Annotated in this window: 17 protein-coding genes; 16 read left to right on the top strand and 1 reads right to left on the bottom strand. The window is 68.5% G+C overall.

Annotated features, from left to right (window positions below; all coding sequences use genetic code 11):
* The first annotated feature begins 2 nt into the window (after positions 1-2).
* The 16 genes from rsmH to EJO66_RS32590 all read left to right on the top strand — a co-directional run bounded on the left by rsmH (position 3) and on the right by EJO66_RS32590 (position 18,877).
* On the top strand, positions 3-926 hold the full coding sequence (gene rsmH, locus EJO66_RS18285) for a 16S rRNA (cytosine(1402)-N(4))-methyltransferase RsmH (protein WP_124960393.1): 924 nt from the start codon (positions 3-5) through the stop codon (positions 924-926).
* Position 927: 1 nt separating this feature from the next.
* The gene (ftsL, locus tag EJO66_RS18290; protein WP_124960394.1) at positions 928-1,275 is read left to right on the top strand and encodes a cell division protein FtsL; all 348 of its coding nucleotides are present in this window, start codon (positions 928-930) and stop codon (positions 1,273-1,275) included.
* Positions 1,272-3,020 (top strand): peptidoglycan D,D-transpeptidase FtsI family protein, encoded by a 1,749-nt coding sequence (locus tag EJO66_RS18295; protein ID WP_124960395.1) that lies wholly within the window; start codon positions 1,272-1,274, stop codon positions 3,018-3,020. Before ftsL ends, EJO66_RS18295 begins: the two co-directional genes overlap by 4 nt.
* A 2-nt stretch (positions 3,021-3,022) precedes the next feature.
* Positions 3,023-4,576, top strand: coding sequence for a Mur ligase family protein (locus tag EJO66_RS18300; protein ID WP_125965746.1), 1,554 nt, complete (start codon positions 3,023-3,025; stop codon positions 4,574-4,576).
* Entirely contained in the window at positions 4,573-6,000 is a 1,428-nt protein-coding gene (locus tag EJO66_RS18305; protein WP_125965747.1) for a UDP-N-acetylmuramoyl-tripeptide--D-alanyl-D-alanine ligase, read from the top strand. The genes EJO66_RS18300 and EJO66_RS18305 overlap by 4 nt, the downstream gene beginning before the upstream one ends.
* Before the next feature lie 15 nt (positions 6,001-6,015).
* The gene (mraY, locus tag EJO66_RS18310) at positions 6,016-7,194 is read left to right on the top strand and encodes a phospho-N-acetylmuramoyl-pentapeptide-transferase (RefSeq protein ID WP_124960398.1); all 1,179 of its coding nucleotides are present in this window, start codon (positions 6,016-6,018) and stop codon (positions 7,192-7,194) included.
* Between the two features lie 16 nt (positions 7,195-7,210).
* Positions 7,211-9,349, top strand: a complete 2,139-nt coding sequence (gene murD, locus EJO66_RS18315) for a UDP-N-acetylmuramoyl-L-alanine--D-glutamate ligase (RefSeq protein WP_125965748.1) — start codon at positions 7,211-7,213, stop codon at positions 9,347-9,349.
* Positions 9,346-10,644, top strand: coding sequence for a putative lipid II flippase FtsW (gene ftsW / locus EJO66_RS18320; RefSeq protein ID WP_125965749.1), 1,299 nt, complete (start codon positions 9,346-9,348; stop codon positions 10,642-10,644). Before murD ends, ftsW begins: the two co-directional genes overlap by 4 nt.
* A complete protein-coding gene (gene murG / locus EJO66_RS18325; protein ID WP_124960401.1) occupies positions 10,641-11,705 on the top strand; it encodes an undecaprenyldiphospho-muramoylpentapeptide beta-N-acetylglucosaminyltransferase in 1,065 nt (354 codons plus the stop codon). Before ftsW ends, murG begins: the two co-directional genes overlap by 4 nt.
* Positions 11,702-13,156 carry a UDP-N-acetylmuramate--L-alanine ligase gene (gene murC / locus EJO66_RS18330; protein WP_124960402.1) on the top strand — a complete coding sequence of 485 codons (1,455 nt, stop codon included), beginning with the start codon at positions 11,702-11,704 and terminating at the stop codon, positions 13,154-13,156. Before murG ends, murC begins: the two co-directional genes overlap by 4 nt.
* Positions 13,153-14,124, top strand: a complete 972-nt coding sequence (locus EJO66_RS18335) for a D-alanine--D-alanine ligase (RefSeq protein WP_124960403.1) — start codon at positions 13,153-13,155, stop codon at positions 14,122-14,124. The genes murC and EJO66_RS18335 overlap by 4 nt, the downstream gene beginning before the upstream one ends.
* Before the next feature lie 2 nt (positions 14,125-14,126).
* Positions 14,127-14,915 (top strand): cell division protein FtsQ/DivIB, encoded by a 789-nt coding sequence (locus EJO66_RS18340; protein ID WP_124960404.1) that lies wholly within the window; start codon positions 14,127-14,129, stop codon positions 14,913-14,915.
* Between the two features lie 23 nt (positions 14,916-14,938).
* Complete coding sequence (gene ftsA / locus EJO66_RS18345) at positions 14,939-16,168, top strand: cell division protein FtsA (protein ID WP_007832444.1); 1,230 nt, start codon at positions 14,939-14,941, stop codon at positions 16,166-16,168.
* A 169-nt stretch (positions 16,169-16,337) separates the two neighbouring features.
* Positions 16,338-17,558, top strand: a complete 1,221-nt coding sequence (gene ftsZ / locus EJO66_RS18350; protein WP_012746073.1) for a cell division protein FtsZ — start codon at positions 16,338-16,340, stop codon at positions 17,556-17,558.
* Between the two features lie 205 nt (positions 17,559-17,763).
* Positions 17,764-18,687: a UDP-3-O-acyl-N-acetylglucosamine deacetylase gene (lpxC, locus tag EJO66_RS18355; protein ID WP_164547853.1), complete on the top strand. Its 924-nt coding sequence runs from the start codon at positions 17,764-17,766 to the stop codon at positions 18,685-18,687.
* Between the two features lie 13 nt (positions 18,688-18,700).
* On the top strand, positions 18,701-18,877 hold the full coding sequence (locus EJO66_RS32590; protein WP_164547854.1) for a hypothetical protein: 177 nt from the start codon (positions 18,701-18,703) through the stop codon (positions 18,875-18,877).
* Between the two features lie 6 nt (positions 18,878-18,883).
* Here EJO66_RS32590 and EJO66_RS18360 read toward each other — a convergent pair whose 3' ends face one another.
* The gene (locus tag EJO66_RS18360; protein WP_124960406.1) at positions 18,884-19,849 is read right to left on the bottom strand and encodes a LysR family transcriptional regulator; all 966 of its coding nucleotides are present in this window, start codon (positions 19,847-19,849) and stop codon (positions 18,884-18,886) included.
* Positions 19,850-19,917 lie beyond the last annotated feature (68 nt).

The raw sequence follows: 19,917 nt of genomic DNA on the forward strand, positions 1-19,917 counted from the left end.
ACGTGAACACTCCATGGACCCATACGACCGTCTTGCTGAACGAAGCGGTGGAAGCCCTTCTTTCCGGCAGCACGGCAGCCACCGGCACCTACGTGGATGCGACCTTCGGGCGCGGAGGGCATGCGCGGGCGATCCTCGCGCGGCTGGCACCGGAAGGCAGGCTGATCGCATTCGACAAGGATGCGGAAGCGGTGGCCGAAGCAGCGCGCATCTCGGATGCGCGTTTTTCCATCCGGCACCAGGGATTCCGTTCGCTGGGCGAATTGCCCGATGCCAGCGTGGCGGGTGTGCTGATGGACCTGGGCGTGAGTTCGCCGCAAATCGACAACCCGGTGCGCGGCTTCAGTTTTCGTTTCGACGGCCCGCTCGACATGCGCATGGACACCACGCGCGGCGAGAGCGTGGCCGATTGGCTGGCAACGGCCGAACTCCAGCAGATTGCAGAGGTGATCCGTGACTATGGCGAAGAACGGTTTGCTGTTCAGATTGCAAAGGCGATTGTTGCTCGCCGACAAGAACGGGGCGCAATTTCAACCACCACCGAACTGGCCGAGCTCGTGGCTGGCACGGTCAAAACCCGCGAGCCGGGCCAGAACCCTGCAACGCGCACATTTCAGGCTTTTCGGATTTTCATCAACGCCGAGCTTGAAGAGCTGCAACAGGCGCTAGAGGCGAGCCTTTCCGTGCTGCAACCCGGAGGCCGGCTCGCGGTGATCAGCTTCCATTCGCTGGAAGACCGCATCGTGAAGCAGTTCATCGCCAGGCACTCGAAGGAGGTGTACGACCGCCGCGCGCCGTTCGCCGCCCCCAAGGCCATGAAGCTGCGCGCGCTCGAACGCATCAAGCCCTCCGACGCCGAAGTGCACGGCAATCCGCGCTCGCGCAGCGCGATCCTGCGCGTGGCCGAGCGCACCGAAGCCGTCTGACATGGCGCGCCTGAACCTGCTCCTGCTGCTCGCGGTGGTCGCCTCCGCGCTCTACCTTGTGCATACGCAGTACCTGTCGCGCCAGCTCTACACCGAGCTCGACCGCACCCAGCAGGAAGCCCGCCGGCTCGAGCTCGACCACGACCGGCTGCAGGTGGAAAAGCGCGCGCAGGCCACGCCGCTGCGCGTGGAGAAGCTGGCCAAGGAACAGCTGCAGATGCGCACCACCACGCCGGCCATCACACAGTACGTGCGGCCCGACGGCACCGTGATTCCGGCCGTGGTGGCACCGCCGCCCGCGCCGCCCGCAACTGCGGCGCCCAAACCCGTCGCGAGGACCCAGCGATGAGCCGCCGCAGCGTCCGCTACACCACCAGCCCCTTGCTCGCGAGCAAGACGCCGGTCTGGCGCAGCAAGTTCATCGTCGCCGGCATCGCCTTCGGCTTCGTGGTGCTGGCGGGCCGCGCCGCCTATGTGCAGGTGTTCAACAACAGCTTCTTCCAGCGGCAGGGCGAAGTGCGCTTTGCGCGCACGCTCGAGCTGCCGGCCAACCGCGGACGCATCCTCGACCGCAACGGCCTCATCCTGGCGTCCAGCGTGGTGGCGCCGAGCATCTGGGCCATTCCGGAAGACGTCGAGCGCGACGACCCCGAGGTGCGGGCCAAGCTCAAGCAGGTGGCCAAGCTGCTCGAGATGCCGCAGAAGGACTTCGACAAGAAGCTCGAGGACGAGGACAAGACCTTCGTCTGGATCAAGCGCCAGGTCGACGAGCCGATTGCCAAGCAGATTGCCGCGCTCAACCTCAAGGGCATCTACCAGCGCAAGGAATACAAGCGCCAGTACCCCGAGGGCGAGGCCGCGGCGCACGTGGTGGGCTTCACCAACGTCGAGGACAACGGGCAGGAAGGCATCGAGCTGTCCTTCAACAAGGAACTGGCCGGCAAGGCCGGGTCGCGCCGCGTCATCAAGGACCGCCTGGGCCGCGTGGTCGAGGGCGTGGGCGAACAGGTGCCGCCGGTCGACGGCAAGGACATCCAGCTCAGCGTCGACAGCAAGGTGCAGTTCTTTGCCTACCAGAAGCTGCGCGACGCGGTGACCGCGCGCCGTGCCAAGGCCGGCAGCGTGGTGGTGCTGGACGCGGTCACCGGCGAGGTGCTGGCCCTGGCCAACTACCCGAGCTACGTGCCCGACAAGCGGCAGAACCTCACCGGCGAGCAGCTGCGCAACCGCGCGCTCACCGACACCTTCGAGCCCGGCTCGACCATGAAGCCGATCACCGTGGCCATGGCGCTGGAGGCCGGCCGCGTGAAGCCCTCGACGCTGATCGAGACCTCGCCCGGCCGCTTCCAGCTGGGCGGCTTCACCATCAGCGACACGCACAACTACGGCACGCTCACGGTCGAGGGCGTGATCCAGAAGTCGAGCAACGTGGGCGCGCTCAAGATTGCGCAGAAGATGACCCCGCACGAGATGTGGGACACCTACACCGCGCTGGGCTACGGCCAGAAGCCGCAGATCCAGTTTCCGGGCGCGGTCACGGGCCGCCTGCGCCCGTGGAAGACCTGGAAGCCGGTCGAGCAGGCCACCATGGCCTATGGCTACGGCCTGTCGGCGTCGCTGTTCCAGATGGCGCATTCGTACACCGCCTTCGCGCACGACGGCGCCATCATTCCGGTCACCATCCTCAAGAGCACCGAGTCGCCCGTGGGCGTGCGGGTGTTTTCGCCGTCGAATGCGCTCGCGGTGCGCAAGATGCTGCAGATGGCGGCGGGCCCGGGCGGCACCGGCACGCGCGCGCAGACCATCGGCTACTCGGTCGGCGGCAAGTCGGGCACCGCGCACAAGCAGGTTGGCAAAGGTTACGCGAGCAACAAATATCGCGCGTGGTTCACCGGCATGGCGCCGATCGAAAAGCCGCGCATCATCGTCGGCGTGATGATCGACGAGCCGAGCGACGGCCAGTATTTCGGCGGCGTGGCTGCCGCGCCCGTTTTCAGCGAGGTCGTGCAGCAGACCCTGCGCATGATGAACGTTCCGCCCGACCTCGCGGTCAAACCGCTGGTGGTGACGCAAGGCGTCGACGAGAGCTTCTGAGCATGCTGACCCTCACTTCCCCCTCGCTCGCCGCGCTCTGGCTCAAGGAGCGCGTGCAAGGCGCGCTGCATGCGGACAGCCGGCCGGTGGGCGCGGGCGACGGCTTCATCGCCTGGCCCGGCGCGGCCACCGACGGGCGCAAGCACGTGGCTTCGGCACTGGCGCAGGGCGCCGCGGCCTGCCTGGTCGAGCACCAGGGCGCCGAGGCCTTCGGCTTCGATGGCGACGACCGCATTGCAAGCTACCCGGGGCTCAAGGCCGCCACCGGCCCGATCGCATCGGCCTTCTACGACAACCCCTCGGCCGCGCTCGACCTGCTGGCCGTGACCGGCACCAACGGTAAGACCTCCACCGCATGGTGGCTCGCCGAGTCGCTTTCCACGCTGGCCGTGCCTGGCGGCGTTCGCGCGCCGCGGCTGGACGGCAGCGCCGAGCGCGGCGTGCCTTCGCCCTGCGCGGTGATGGGCACGCTGGGCATCGGCGTGCCGCCGCAGCTCAGCTACACCGGCCTCACCACGCCCGACCCGGTGATGATGCAGCGCGAACTGCGCGCGCTGGTCGAGCACGGCTTCGGCGCCTGCGCCATCGAGGCCTCGTCGATCGGTATCGCCGAACGCCGGCTCGACGGTGCGCGCATCGCGGTGGCCGTGTTCACCAACTTCACGCAGGACCATCTCGACTACCACGGCAGCATGGATGCCTACTGGCAGGCCAAGGCCGAACTGTTCCGCTGGCCCGGGCTGCGCGCTGCCGTGATCAACATCGACGACGTGCACGGCGCCAGCCTGTGCGCGAACCTGCTCGAGGCCGGCATCGGTGCGCTCGACGTCTGGACCGTGTCGGCCGCCGGCGCGCCGGCGCGGCTCATGGCGCGCGACGTCGGCTACGACGCGCAGGGCCTGCGGTTCTCGGTGGCCGAGCACGACAACGACGCCGTGGAGCGCATGTCGACCGGCCTGATCGGCCAGTACAACGTGGCCAACCTGCTGGGCGTGCTCGGCACGCTGCGGGCGCTGGGGCTGTCGCTCGCGCAGGCCGTGGCGGCCTGCGCCAGGCTCAGCAGCGTGCCGGGCCGCATGGAGCGCGTGAGCGCCGCGGCGGATGCACCGCTGGCCGTGGTCGACTACGCCCACACGCCCGACGCCCTCGACAAGGCGCTGGCCGGCCTGCGCCCGCTCGCGCAGCAGCGCGGCGGCGCGCTCTGGTGCGTGTTCGGCTGCGGCGGCGACCGCGATCCGATCAAGCGCCCGATGATGGCCGCGGTGGCCGAGCGCCAGGCCGACCGCGTGATCGTGACCAGCGACAACCCGCGCAGCGAGAACCCCGACGCCATCATCAGCCAGGTGCTGCTCGGCCTCGCGCGCCCCGAAGCGGCCCAGGTGCAGCCCGACCGCGCGGCCGCCATTGCCGACGCCATTGCGCAGGCTGCGCCGCAGGACGTGGTGCTGCTTGCCGGCAAGGGCCATGAAGCCTGGCAGGAAATCGCCGGCCAGCGCATTCCGTTCTCGGACCGGACCCATGCGCTCGATGCACTCACCCAGCGAGGTGCCGCATGAGCCATTCGCCGTTGATGTTCACGCTGGCCCAGGCGCAGCAATGGATCCCCGGCGCACGCCTGGTGGGCGACCCGGCAACCACCATTGCCCGCGTCCATACCGACACCCGCACGCTCGCCGAGGGCGACCTGTTCGTGGCGCTCAAGGGCGAACGCTTCGACGCCAACGAATTCCTGGCCGATGCCAAGGCGCGTGGCGCCGTCGCCGCCATTGCGCACGGCGGCCTGGAAGCGGCCGGCCTGGCGGGCCTCGAGGTGCCCGATTCGCTGGCCGCGCTCGGCGCGCTCGCCGCAGGCTGGCGCGCGCAGTTCGATCTGCCGCTGATCGCCGTGACGGGCAGCAACGGCAAGACGACCGTCACGCAGATGATCGCGGCGGTGCTGGTTGCCTTCAGGGGCGACCGCGCACTCGCGACGGCCGGCAACTTCAACAACGAGATCGGCGTTCCGCTGACGCTGCTGCGCCTGCGTGCGAAGCACCAGCATGCGGTGGTCGAGCTGGGCATGAACCACCCGGGCGAGATCGCCCGGCTCGCGGCCATTGCACGTCCGACCGTCGCGCTGGTCAACAACGCCCAGCGCGAGCACCTGGAGTTCATGGCCACCGTCGAGGCGGTGGCGCTCGAGAACGGCGCGGTGTTTTCCTTCGTGCCGGAGGGCGGCACCGCGGTGTTCCCGCACGGCGACGAGTTCACGCCGCTGTGGAGCGACATGGCACGCGACGGTGCCACGCGCCGCTGCATGACCTTCGGCGAACAGGAAGACGCCGACATCTCGCTGGTGGCGGCCGAATGGCAGCAGGACGCATGGCAGGTCCGCATCCGCACGCCGCTCGGCGACTTCGATGCGAAGCTCCACATCGCGGGCCGCCACAACGTCGTCAATGCGCTGGCTGCCACCGCGTGCGCGCTCGCTGCCGGCATTCCGTCCGAGACCATTGCGCGCGGCCTCACGGCCTTCGAGCCGGTCAAGGGCCGCTCCAAGGCGAGCGAGGTGATTCTGCCCGGCGGGCATTCGCTCACGCTGGTGGACGACAGCTACAACGCCAATCCCGATTCCATGCGTGCGGCCATCGATGTGCTCGCGACCCTGCCCGGGCCGCGCCTCCTGGTGCTCGGCGACATGGGCGAGGTCGGCAACCGCGCACCCGAATTCCATGCCGAGGTCGGCGACTGGGCGCGGCAGCGCGGCATCGAGGCCGTGTACGCGCTGGGCGCCGAAACCGCGCACAGCATTGCCGCGTTCCATGGCGGCGACAACGGCCGCCATTTCCAGGACATCGATGCGCTCGGCACCGCGGTGCTGGCGCGGCTGCCCCAGTTGGGGAGCGTGCTCGTCAAGGGCTCGCGCTTCATGAAGATGGAGCGCGTGGTGCAGGCGATCGAGCAATCACAACAACAAAAGGAGGCCGGTCATGACGCATGAGCCGCGCGACACCACATGCTGATGAGCCTGGCCCAATGGCTGCAGACACTTTCGCCCGAGTTCGGGTTCCTGCGCGTTTTCCAGTACCTCACCTTCCGTGCGCTGATGGCTGCGCTGACGGCGCTGGTGGTTGGCCTGGTGGCCGGCCCCTACGTGATCCGCCGCCTGGCCGCGCTCAAGATCGGCCAGCCGATTCGCGGCTACGGCATGGAAACGCACCTGACCAAGAGCGGCACGCCCACCATGGGCGGCGTGCTGGTGCTGTTCGCCATTGCCTTTGCCACCCTGATGTGGTTCGACCCCTCCAACCGCTTCGTCTGGATCGTGCTGTGGGTCACGCTGGGTTTCGGCGCCATCGGCTGGGTCGACGACTGGCGCAAGGTGGTGCGCAAGGATCCGGAAGGCATGCGCTCGCGCGAGAAGTATTTCTGGCAGTCGGTGGTGGGCCTGATCGCGGGCTTCTACCTGCTCTTCAGCATCTCGGAAAGCTCGAACTGGCGCGTGCTGCAGCTGTTCTTCGCCTGGGTGCAGTCGGGCTTCGACCTGGACTTTCCGCCCAAGATCAACCTGCTGGTGCCCTTCTTCAAGGAAGTGAGCTATCCGCTCGGTGGCATCGGCTTCGTGATCCTCACCTACCTCGTGATCGTGGGCGCGAGCAACGCGGTCAACCTGACCGACGGCCTGGACGGCCTGGCGATCATGCCGGTGGTGATGGTGGGCTCGGCGCTGGGCGTGTTCGCCTACGTCACGGGCAGCGCGGTCTATTCCAAGTACCTGCTGTTCCCCAACATCCCGGGCTCGGGCGAGCTGCTGGTGTTCTGCTCGGCCATGGCCGGCGCGGGCCTCGCGTTCCTCTGGTTCAACACCCATCCGGCGCAGGTCTTCATGGGCGACGTGGGTGCGCTGGCGCTCGGCGGCGCGCTGGGCACCATCGCGGTCATCGTGCGCCAGGAGATCGTGTTCTTCGTCATGGGCGGCATCTTCGTGGTCGAGGCGATCTCGGTGATGGCGCAGGTCATGTACTTCAAGTACACCAAGAAGCGCTATGGCGAAGGCCGCCGCGTGCTCAAGATGGCGCCGCTGCACCACCACTTCGAGAAGAGCGGCTGGCGCGAGACGCAGGTCGTGGTGCGCTTCTGGATCATCACGATGCTGCTGTGCCTCGTGGGCCTTTCGACGCTGAAGCTGCGCTGACGAGAAGAGAAAGCACATGCGGCATCTGAAAGACCTCCCCGTATTGATCCTCGGCCTCGGCGCGTCCGGGCTGGCGATGGCGCGCTGGTGCGCGCGCCACGGCGCGGTCGTCACGGTGGCCGATACGCGCGAGGCGCCGGCGCTGCTTGCGACGCTGCGGGCGGAATGGCCCGAGGCGGCGTTCATCGGCGGGCCGTTCTCGGCCGCGCTGATCGAAGGCACGCCGATCCGCGCCGTGTACCGCTCGCCGGGCCTGTCGCCCGCCACCATCGCACCGGTCGTCGATGCGGCGCGGGCCGTGGGGCTCACGGTCGGCGGCGAACTGGATCTGTTCGCGCGCGCGCTGCTGGACCTGCGGACCGTCGAAGTGCCGGTGGTGGAAGCGGCGCCTGAAGTGCCGGAAGAGGAGCCTGCGGTGGAGGTGCCGGCCGAGCCCGAAGCGGAGCCCGAAGCCCAAGGCGAATTGCCGCTCGCCGGTGAATCGGCGAAAGCTGCGGACGGGATGGTTGCCGAAGCACCGGAAGAGCCGGCAACGCTCGAGACGCCGGAAGCGGCCGAGCCCGTTGCCGATACCGCTATCGCTGCCGATGCAGCAGAAGCCGAACCCGCACCGCTCCCCGCGCAGGCCGAAGCCATGCCGCGCGACCCGTCGCTGAGCGTTCCCGCCGCGCCGCCGCCCGAAGAAGAGCTGCAACCATCGCAGGAAGAGGCGCCCGCGGCCGAGACGCAGGATGCCCCCTTGCCGGCACCCGCGCCAGCGCCAGCCTCCGCCACCGTGTCGCGCCTGCCGGCTCCCGGCCAGGCCTACGTCCCCACAGCCGCCAGGGAGGCCGCCGAGTTCGTCGCCAAGATCGCCGAACTTTCCGCCACCAACCCGGCCTCCGCCGCGGTCGAGGAAGAAGACACGCCGCAGCTCAAGCTGGTGCCGATCGAGGAGCCGCCGGCGCCCAAGGGCTACACGCCCGCGGTGCTCGCCGTCACCGGCACCAACGGCAAGACCACCGTCACCGCGCTCACCGGCCAGCTGGTCGAGCGCGCGGGCAAGAGCGTCGCAGTGGCGGGCAACATCGGCCCGACGCTGCTCGACACCCTGGCCGCGCACATCGATGCCGAGACGCTGCCCGATGTCTGGGTGCTCGAGCTCTCGAGCTTCCAGCTCGACGGCGTGCAGGGCTTCGAGCCGACCGCCGCCACCGTGCTCAACCTCACGCAGGACCATCTCGACTGGCATGGCGACATGCCGGCGTATGCGTCGGCCAAGGCGCGCATCTTCGGCACCCAGGGCCTCATGGTGCTCAACCGCGACGACCCCGGCGTGATGGCCATGCTGCCTGCGCCCGTCAAGGTGAAACTGCAGCGCCCGCAGGTCCGCGCCCATGTCACCTTCGGCGCCGCGATGCCGCAGCGTCCGGGCGACTACGGCATCGAGCGCGTCAACGGCATGGCCTGGCTGGTGCGCGCGCTCGAAGCCGACGAAACGCAGAAGCGCAAGCGCGGCGCGGTGGTCGAGGAGGAAATCTTCCTGCAGCGCCTGCTGCCCGCCGACGTTCTGCGCATCCGCGGCCGCCACAACGCGATGAACGCGCTGGCGGCACTCGCGCTGGCCAGCGCCGCGGGCTGCCCGCTCGGCCCCATGCTCTACGGCCTGCGCGAATACCGCGGCGAGCCGCACCGCGTGGAGCCGATCGCCATCGTCGACGAGGTCGAATACTTCGACGACAGCAAGGGCACCAACGTCGGTGCGACGGTCGCCGCGCTCAACGGCCTGGGCGAAGACCGGCGCGTGGTCGTGATCCTCGGCGGCGAGGGCAAGGGCCAGGACTTCGAACCGCTGGCCGCGCCGGTGGCGCAGTACGCGCGGGCCGTGGTGCTCGTCGGCCGCGATGCGCCGCTGATCGAGCAGGCGCTGGCCGCCACCGGTGCTTCGCTGATGCACGCGGGCTCGATGCAGGAGGCCGTCAAGCTGGCCGCCGCGCGCGCCAACCCCGGCGATGCCGTGCTGCTGTCACCGGCCTGTGCGAGCTTCGACATGTTCAAGGACTACGAGCACCGCGCGGCCGTGTTCCGCGAGGCCGTGCAGGCGCTCGCGGACGAGCCACGCATGGCTGGCCCGTCGTCGAACGATGCCGACTTTTCTTCGGGAGGTCCGGTTTGAACACCACGGCCGCCGGCGCCACGCCCAACGCGAAGACCAGCCGTTTCGGCGGCTGGTTCCGGCGCGCGCGCAGCGGCATCGATTCGCTGCCGGTGCACCTGCCGGTGCGGCTGGGCGGCGCCGGCGTCACGCAGACCAAGGCCGCGCCGATGCGCGTGCTGGGCTTCGACCAGGCGCTGGTCTGGGTCACTGTCGCGCTGCTCACCTGGGGCCTGGTGATGGTGTATTCGGCCTCCATCGCGCTGCCGGACAACCCGCGCTTCGCACGTGCGGGCTACAGCGCGTCGTTCTTCCTCACGCGGCACGCGGCCTCGGTGGTGTTCGCGGTCGTCGCGGCGCTGCTGGCCTTCCAGATTCCCATGAAGACCTGGGAGCGCGCCGCGCCCTGGCTCTTCGTGGCCTCGCTGCTGCTGCTAGTGGCAGTGCTCATTCCGCACATCGGCATCAACGTCAATGGCGCGCGGCGCTGGCTGCCGCTGGGCTTCATGCGCTTCCAGCCGTCCGAGCTCGCCAAGCTGGCGATGGTGCTCTATGCCGCCAGCTACATGGTGCGCAAGATGGAAATCAAGGAGCGCTTCTTCCGCGCCGTGCTGCCGATGGGCGTGGCGGTGGTGGTGGTCGGCATGCTGGTGATGGCCGAACCCGACATGGGGGCGTTCATGGTGATTGCCGTGATCGCGATGGGCATCCTGTTCCTGGGCGGCGTGAACGCGCGCATGTTCTTCGTGATCGCGGCGCTGGTGGTGGTGGCCTTCGGCACCATCGTGGCCTCCAGCTCGTGGCGCCGCGAGCGCATCTTCGCGTACCTCGATCCGTGGAGCGAGGAGCATGCGCTGGGCAAGGGCTACCAGCTGTCGCACTCGCTGATCGCCATCGGCCGCGGCGAGATCTTCGGCGTCGGCCTGGGCGGCAGCGTCGAGAAGCTGCACTGGCTGCCCGAGGCGCACACCGACTTCCTGCTCGCGGTGATCGGCGAGGAGTTCGGCCTGGTCGGCGTGCTGCTGATCATCGGCATGTTCCTCTGGCTGACGCGCCGCGTCATGCACATCGGCCGCCAGGCCATTGCGCTCGACCGCGTGTTCTCGGGCCTCGTGGCGCAGGGCGTGGGCGTGTGGATCGGCTTCCAGGCCTTCATCAACATGGGCGTGAACCTTGGCGCGCTGCCGACCAAGGGGCTCACCTTGCCGCTGATGAGCTTTGGCGGCTCGGCCATCCTGATGAACCTGGTGGCGCTCGCTGTGGTGCTGCGCATCGACTATGAGAATCGTGTGTTGATGCGCGGAGGCCGCATATGAGCAGCCGCACCGCACTCGTCATGGCCGGCGGCACCGGCGGCCACATCTTTCCGGGACTCGCGGTTGCGGAGGCGCTGCGCGAGCGCGGCTGGCGCGTGCACTGGCTGGGCGCGCCTGGCAGCATGGAAGAAAAACTCGTGCCGCCGCGCGGCTTCGCCTTTGAGCCGGTCCAGTTCGGCGGCGTGCGCGGCAAGGGGCCGCTCACGCTGTTCCTGCTGCCGCTGCGGCTCCTGCGCGCGTTCTGGCAGAGCATTGGCGTGGTGCGCCGCGTGCAGCCCAACGTCGTGGTGGGCCTGGGCGGCTACATCACTTTTCCGGGCGGAATGATGAGCGTGCTGCTCAACAAGCCGCTGGTGCTGCATGAGCAGAACTCGGTGGCCGGCCTTGCCAACAAGGTGCTGGCGGGGGTGGCCGACCGCGTGTTCACCGCCTTCCCCAATGTGCTGAAGAAGGCGCAGTGGGTGGGCAATCCGCTGCGCGCGGCGTTCACCTCGCAACCCGAACCGGCGGTGCGCTTCGCGGGCCGCAGCGGGCCGCTGCGCCTGCTGGTGGTTGGCGGCAGCCTGGGAGCCAAGGCACTCAACGCCGTGGTGCCGCAGGCGCTGGCGCGCATCGAGCCGGCCACGCGCCCGCAGGTGCTGCACCAGAGCGGCGCCAAACAGATTGACGAGCTGCGCGCCAACTACGCGGCAGCCGGCGTCGAGGGCGAGCTCACGCCCTTCATCGAAGACACTGCGCAGGCCTACGCCGACGCCGACATCATCGTCGCGCGCGCCGGGGCCAGCACCGTGACAGAAATCGCGGCCGTCGGCGCAGCAGCGCTGTTCGTGCCTTTTCCCTCGGCGGTCGACGACCACCAGACCACCAACGCGCGCTTCCTCGTCGACGCGGGCGGCGGATGGCTGGTGCAGCAGGCCGACCTCACTCCTGAATTGCTGGCTGATTTGCTACAGAAAACCGAGCGCACCGCGCTGATCGACAAGGCCGCCAAGGCCAAGACCATGCAGAAGACCGAAGCTGTGGAAGCGGTCGTCCGCGCCTGCGAGGAGCTTGCCAGATGAAGCACGCGATTCGTCACATCCACTTCGTGGGCATCGGCGGCTCGGGCATGAGCGGCATCGCCGAGGTGCTGTTCAACCTCGGCTACCGCATCACCGGTTCCGACCTGGCCGACAGCGCCACCTTGCGCCGGCTCGCGGGCCTGGGCATCGGCACCTTCGTGGGCCACGCCGCCGCGCACATCGACGGCGCGGATGCGGTCGTCACTTCCACGGCGGTGCAATCGGACAACCCCGAGGTGCTGGCCGCGCGCGAGAAACGCATTCCGGTGGTGCCGCGCGCGCTGATGCTGGCCGAACTGATGCGGCTCAAGCAGGGCATCGCGATCGCGGGCACGCACGGCAAGACCACCACCACCAGCCTGGTGGCGAGCGTGCTCGATGCGGCCGGGCTCGATCCGACCTTCGTGATCGGCGGGCGCCTCAACAGTGCCGGTGCCAATGCGCAGCTCGGCAGCGGCGACTACATCGTGGTGGAAGCCGACGAATCGGACGCCTCGTTCCTGAATCTGCTGCCCATCATGGCGGTGGTCACGAACATCGACGCCGACCACATGGAAACCTACGGGCACGACTTCGCGAAGCTCAAGAAGGCTTTTGTCGACTTCCTGCATCGCATGCCGTTCTATGGCGTGGCGATCCTGTGCACCGACGATCCGGCGGTGCGCGACATCGTGGCCGAAGTCACCTGCCCGGTGACGAGCTACGGCTTCGGCGAAGAAGCCCAGGTGCGCGCGGTCGACGTGCGCGCGGTGGGCGGCCAGATGCACTTCACGGCGCAACGGCGCAACGGCGTCACGCTGCCTGACCTGCCCATCGTGCTGAACCTGCCGGGCGAGCACAACGTGCGCAATGCGCTCTCGGTGATCGCGGTGGCAGTGGAACTCGGCATTCCCGACGAGGCGGTGCAGCGCGGCCTGGCCGGCTTCAAGGGCGTGGGCCGCCGCTTCCAGAGCTATGGCGAGGTGGCTGCGCAGGGGCAGCCGGCCGGCAGCTTCACCGTGATCGACGACTACGGCCACCACCCGGTCGAGATGGCCGCGACCATTGCCGCCGCACGCGGCGCGTTCCCGGGGCGGCGGCTGGTGCTGGCTTTCCAGCCGCACCGCTACACCCGCACGCGCGACTGCTTCGAGGACTTCGTCAAGGTCATCGGCAATGCCGACGCGGTGCTGCTGGGCGAGGTGTATGCCGCGGGCGAGCCGCCCATCGTGGCGGCGGACGGCCGCACGCTGGCGCGCGCCCTGCGCGTGGCCGGCAAGGTGGAGCCGGTGTTCGTCGACGACATCGGCGCCATGCCGCAAGCCATCCTGGACAACGCGCGCGCCGGCGACGTGGTGCTTTGCATGGGGGCGGGCTCCATCGGCGCCGTGCCGGGCAAGGTGGTTGAAATTGCAGCCGCGGCATCGCTGCCGCCAACAACGCGCACCAGGCGCAAGGGGGAGGCATCATGAGCCTTCAGGATCCAAAGCAATTCGGCAAGGTCGCCGTGCTGTTCGGCGGAAGCTCCGCCGAGCGCGAAATCTCGCTCCTGTCCGGCAATGGCGTGCTCGGGGCGCTGCGCTCGCGCGGTGTCGATGCGCATGCCTTCGATCCCGCCGAGCGCGACCTGGTCGAGCTGCGGCGCGAGGGCTTCGCGCGCTGCTTCATCGCGCTGCATGGCCGGCATGGCGAAGACGGCACGGTGCAGGGCGCGCTCGAGCTGCTCGGCATTCCCTACACCGGCTCGGGCGTGATGGCTTCGAGCGTGGCCATGGACAAGGTCATGACCAAGCGCATCTGGCAGGCCGACGGGCTGCCGACGCCCCGATACGTGCGCCTGGCCTTCGATCAGCAAAGCCGCGAGCAGATCCGTGCCGTGCCCGACGTGCTCGGGCTGCCGCTGATCGTGAAGCCGCCGCGCGAAGGCTCGTCGATCGGCGTGACCAAGGTCGAGGGCTATTCGCAGATGCAGGATGCGGTGGCGCTGTCGGCCAGGTACGACGCCGACGTGCTGTGCGAGGAATTCATCGAGGGCGAGGAAGTGACCTGCGCCGTGCTCGGCCAGGGGCTCGATGCGCGCGCGCTGCCGGTGGTGCGCATTGCCGCACCCGAAGGCGCCTACGACTACCAGAACAAGTACTTCACCGATGACGTGAAGTACCACTGCCCGAGCGGCCTGCCCGAAGCCGAGGAGCACGAGATCCAGCGCATCACGCTGGCCGCGTACCACACGCTCGGCTGCCGCGGCTGGGGCCGCGCCGACGTGATGATCCGCGCGAGCGACCGCAAGCCTTTCCTGCTCGAGATGAACACCTCGCCCGGCATGACCAGCCATTCGCTGGTGCCCATGTCGGCGCGCGCGGCGGGCATCGCCTACGAAGACCTGTGCCTGCGCGTGCTGGCCTCGGCTTCGCTGGATGCCGCGGGGGGAGCGCAATAGCCATGGCCGAAAGCATTCCCGTGCCCTTCGACGTCAAGCTCATGAACATCGTCTCGAACCTCGCGTTCGTGGTGGTGGCGCTCATGCTGCTGGCGGCGGGCGCATGGTGGGTGCTGCGCCAGCCGTTCTTTCCCATCGGCGGCATCAAGGTCGACGGCGACGTGACGCACAACAACGCCGTGACGCTGCGCGCCAACGTCGCGCCGCAGCTCGCGGGCAACTTCTTCACCGTCGACCTGGCGCGTGCAAGAACGGCTTTCGAGTCGGTGCCCTGGGTGCGCAAGGCGGTGGTGCGGCGCGAGTTCCCGAACAAGCTGCGCGTAACGCTGACCGAGCAGGTGCCGGTGGCCAACTGGGGTGACGAGGCCGGCTCGAAGCTGATCAACGGCTTCGGCGAGGTGTTCGAAGCCAACGTGGCCGAGGTGGACGACCGGCTGCCGCGGCTCGACGGTCCGATCGAGCAGGCCGGGCAGGTGCTTGGCATGTACCGCGTGATTGCGCCGCTGTTCCCGCCCTACGACTTCAGCGTGGAAGAACTCACGCTGTCGAGCCGGGGCAGCTGGAAGGTGGTGCTGGACACCGGCGCCGAGATCGAGCTGGGCCGCGGCCAGGCCGAGGAAGTGACGGCCCGCACGCAGCGTTTCCTGAAGACCGTGACCCAGGTCGCGGGCCAGTACCGCCGCACTGCGGCGGACGTCGAGGGGGCCGACCTGCGGCACAACGACGCCTATGCGCTGCGTCTTCGCGGCGTCACCACGGTCGTTGCCGACCCCAAGACCAAGAAGAAATAGATAGCGAATACCGAGGACATTCAATGCCCAAAGAATACAAAGACCTGGTTGTCGGACTCGACATCGGAACCGCCAAGGTGATGGTGGTCGTGGCCGAGGTGCTGCCCGGCGGCGAACTCAAACTGGCGGGGCTCGGCATCGCGCCGAGCAACGGCCTCAAGCGCGGCGTGGTGGTGAACATCGACGCCACGGTGCAGAGCATCCAGCAGGCCCTGAAGGAGGCCGAGCTGATGGCCGACTGCAAGATCAGCCGCGTCTACACCGGCATCACCGGCAGCCACATCCGCGGCATCAATTCGAGCGGCATGGTGGCGGTGAAGGACAAGGAAGTCACGCCCGCCGACGTGGCCCGCGTGGTGGAAACTGCGCGCGCCATCAACATCTCGAGCGACCAGCGCCTCTTGCTGGTGGAGCCGCAGGAGTTCGTGATCGACGGCCAGGACGTGAAGGAGCCGATCGGCATGAGCGGCATGCGGCTGGAGGCCAAGGTGCACATCGTGACCGGCGCGCAGAGCGCAGCCGAGAACATCATCAAGTGCGTGCGCCGCTGCGGCCTCGAGGTCGACCAGCTGATGCTGAACCCACTGGCCTCGAGCCAGGCGGTACTGACCGAGGACGAGCGCGAGCTCGGCGTGGTGCTGGTGGACATCGGCGCGGGCACCACCGACGTGGCCATCTTCACCAACGGCGCGATCCGCCACACGGCAGTGATCCCGATCGCGGGCGACCTCATCACCAGCGACATCGCGATGGCGCTGCGCACACCCACCAAGGACGCGGAAGACATCAAGGTCGAGAACGGCTACGCCAAGCAGCTGCTGGCCGACCCCGACACGCAGGTGGAAGTGCCCGGCCTGGGCGACCGCGGTCCGCGCATGCTGAGCAAGCAGGCGCTGGCCGGCGTGATCGAGCCGCGCATCGAGGAAATCTTCTCGCTGGTGCAGCAGGTGGTGCGCGAGTCGGGCTACGAAGAGGTGCTGTCCTCGGGCGTGGTGCTCACGGGCGGCAGCGCGGTGATGCCCGGCATGGTCGAGCTTGGGGAAGACATTTTCCTGAAGCCGGTGCGCCGCGGCATTCCGAAGTATTCGAGCGCGCTCTCCGACATGGTGGCGCAGCCGCGCGCCGCCACCGTGATGGGCCTGCTCGAGGAAGCACGCTTCGCACGCATGCGCGGCTTCAAGGTCGCGCAGAAGAACGGATCCGTAAAGACTGCGTTCGGACGTTTCAAGGACTTCATCGTGGGGAACTTCTGACCATGAACCACTCCCCACTCTGGCTCGCACGCGGCGGTCCGCCCCTGCATTTCAACGAGCGATGGCGGCGCACAGGTCCACCGCCGCGACGACAGCTTCGTTGAACTCGTCAAGACACCAGAAAAATTCATAGATACACAACGGCAACTGCAAATTCAAGGAGTTAGAAATGACCATCGAAATGATCGAAGTCGAAGAATTCAACCAAGGCACCCAGATCAAGGTGATCGGAGTCGGCGGCGGCGGCGGCAATGCTGTCGCGCACATGATGGAGCGTGGCGTGCAGGGCGTGCAGTTCGTCTGCGCCAACACCGACGCGCAGGCACTGCAGCGCAGCAACGCACACAAGATCATCCAGCTGGGCACCAGCGGCCTGGGCGCGGGCAGCAAGCCCGACAAGGGCCGTGACGCGGCCGAAGCCGCGGTGGACGACATCCGCGCCGCCATCGATGGCGCGCACATGCTGTTCATCACGGCCGGCATGGGCGGCGGCACCGGCACCGGCGCCGCACCCGTGATCGCGCGCGTGGCCAAGGAGATGGGCATCCTCACCGTGGGCGTGGTGACCAAGCCCTTCGACTGGGAGGGCGGGCGCCGCATGACCAACGCCGATGCCGGCCTGGCCGAGCTCGAGGCCAACGTCGACTCGCTGATCGTGGTGCTCAACGAGAAGCTGCTCGACGTGCTGGGCGAGGACATCACCCAGGACGAAGCCTTCGCGCATGCCAACGACGTGCTCAAGAACGCCGTGGGCGGCATCTCGGAGATCATCAACGAGTACGGCGGCGTGAACGTCGACTTCGAAGACGTGCGCACCGTGATGGGCGAGCCCGGCAAGGCCATGATGGGCACGGCCGCTGCCGCCGGCCCGGACCGCGCGCGCATCGCCGCCGAGCAGGCCGTGGCCTGCCCGCTGCTCGAAGGCATCGACCTCTCGGGCGCCAAGGGCGTGCTGGTGCTGGTGACTGCGTCGAAGGGTTCGCTGAAGCTGAACGAGTCGAAGCTCGCGATGAACACCATCCGCGCCTATGCCTCGCCCGATGCGCACGTGATCTACGGCGCGGCCTACGACGAGAGTCTGGGCGACCAGATGCGCGTGACGGTGGTCGCCACCGGCCTTTCGCGCGCCGATGCGCGCCGCCAGGCGCCGACGCTCGAAGTGATCCGCACCGGCACCGACAACATCCCGTTCAACGTGCCCACGCTCGGCGCCGGCCATGCGGGCCACGCCGGCCACGGCGGCGGCAACCAGCCGAACTACGACGGCATGGCCGTTCCCAGCGTGTGGCGCACGAACCGCACCATGGCCGCGGCCAAGGTGGATGCGCTGTCGTCGGGCGGCATGGACGATTTCGAGATCCCGGCATTCCTGCGCCGTCAAGCCGATTGACGGCAGGGCAACCGAACGCAGAGGGCACGAAGGTTCGCAAGGGGTACGGGGAAGACCTGAAAGGGACTTCTGCCGGCTCTAGGCGCTGCGTCCGCTTCGTGCCCTTTGCGTCCATCGTCGGTCGCCTGGCATAGAACCCATGTCTATCGCTGCCATAGCGAGGGGAATAGGGCGGCATGGCCGCCGCGCGCCTAAAATCCTCGGCGTGCTGCAACAACGAACCCTCAAGTCGATCAGCCGCGCCGTGGGCGTGGGGCTTCACAGCGGACAGCGCGTGGAACTGACGCTGCGCCCCGCTCCGGTGGACACCGGCATCGTGTTCCGGCGCGTCGACCTGCCCGAGCCGGTCGACATCCGCATGACCGCCGAAGCGGTGACCGACACGCGCCTGGCTTCCACCGTCTCGACCGGCGGTGCCAAGGTGCAGACGGTCGAGCACCTGATGTCGGCCTGCGCGGGCCTGGGCATCGACAACCTCTACATCGACATCACGGCCGACGAAGTGCCGATCCTCGACGGGTCGGCCTCGTCCTTCGTGTTCCTGCTGCAAAGCGCGGGCATCGAGCTGCAGAAGGCGCCGCGCCGCTTCATCCGCGTGACGCGCAAGGTCGAGGTACGCGAGGGCGAGGGCGCCAACGAGAAGTGGGCGAGCCTGGAGCCCTACCACGGCTACAAGCTGAGCTTCGAGATCGACTTCGACCACCGCGTGGTCAATTCCACTGGCCAGCGCGTGGAGTTCGACCTCGGCACCGATTCCTACAGCCGCGACATCGCACGCGCGCGCACCTTCGGCTTCACCAAGGAAGTCGAGTACATGCGCAGCAAGGGCCTCGCGCTCGGCGGCGGCCTGGACAACGCCATCGTGATGGACGACACCAAGGTGCTCAATGCCGGAGGCCTGCGCTACGACGACGAGTTCGTGAAGCACAAGATCCTCGACGCCATGGGCGACCTGTACATCATCGGCAGGCCGCTGCTCGCGGCCTACACCGCATTCCGCTCGGGCCATGCGCTCAACAACAGGCTGCTGCGCGAACTGCTGGCCAACAGCGATGCCTACGAGGTCGTCACCTTCGAAGACGAAAAGCGCGCACCGCGCGGCTTCGGCGAAGTGGCGCGGGCCTGGTAGGCCGTCTTCGGCAATGCTTCTCTTTCGCTGGGCCATCCTGCTGCTTCTGCTGGTGGCGGGCGTGTCGTTCGCGTTCTATGCGGGAACGGGCCAGGTCAAGTACCGGCGCTTCGGCTGGATCGTGCTCAAGTGGACGCTGCTTGCGGCCTTCGGCTTCTTCGCGGTGCTGATCGCCGAACGTGTCGTCTAGGTTCAGCTAGGTTTTCTTCTCCGACAGCGCCTGCAACGCCTGCACCTGCTGCGCCAGCAGCGGGCCCCTGCGGTGCGCGGGCACCAACAGCATCAGCGTGTCGCCCAATGCCTTCGGCCGCCCCCAGGGCGCGTGCAGCCTGCCTTGCGCGAGCAGCGGCGCCACCAATTGCTCGCGGCCCATGAGCACGCCTTCACCGTCGAGCGCCGCCTGCAGCGCGAGGCTGTAGAGCGAGAAGTCCGGACCGGCGGCCAGCGCATCGGCCTCGGCCGCGGTGGTGCCGGGGCGCGCTGCCTGCAGCCAGCGCGCCCAGTCGTCGTGCCACACGGTGTCGTGCAGTCCGCCGCAGCGGGCCAGCACATCGATCAGGTCGTCGAGCGCGCGCGGGCGGCCGCTGGGCAACGCCCGCTGGAGGCGCGGGCTGCACACCGGCACGAGCCGGTCGCGCGTGAGCGCCATGCCTTGCGCGCCGACGGCCGTTTCGATGCGATCGCCGGGGCGTGCATAGAAGAGCCCGAGGTCGAAGGGTTCGCGGCGGAAGTTCGGCGGCTGCTCGAGCGCCGTCACGGACACCTGCACGCCGGGCAGCGCCGCCTTCAGCCGCGAAAGCCGCGGCGACAGCCACAGCTGGGCCATCGCCGGCAGGGCCGCCACCTGCAGCGTGCTGCGGCGCGCGGCGGTCTGCGTCTCGTGGCGCAGCGCCTGCACTGCGAGGCCGAGCTGGTCGACCGCGGCGCTGAGCGCGGGCAGTGCGCGACGTCCGTGCGCGCTGAGGCGGATGCCCTGGCTGTGGCGTTCGAACAGTGCGCCGCCGGCCCAGGTCTCCAGCGCCTTGATCTGCTGCGCGACGGCGGCCGGCGTGACGAACAGCTCTTCGGCCGCGCGCGCGAAGCTGCCGTGGCGTGCCGCAGCCTCGAAGGCGCGAACGGCCGTGTGCGGGGGCAGGCGAGGGCGAGGTGGTGCGAGCGGCATGCGATGTGGAACCCCAAGTTTTTCTAGGGCTCGGGCCCAGATTATCCGTGTTGCCCGCAATGATGACG

It is taken from the genome of Variovorax beijingensis (genome assembly GCF_003951285.1).
GTDB classification, from domain to species: Bacteria; Pseudomonadota; Gammaproteobacteria; order Burkholderiales; family Burkholderiaceae_C; genus Variovorax; species Variovorax beijingensis.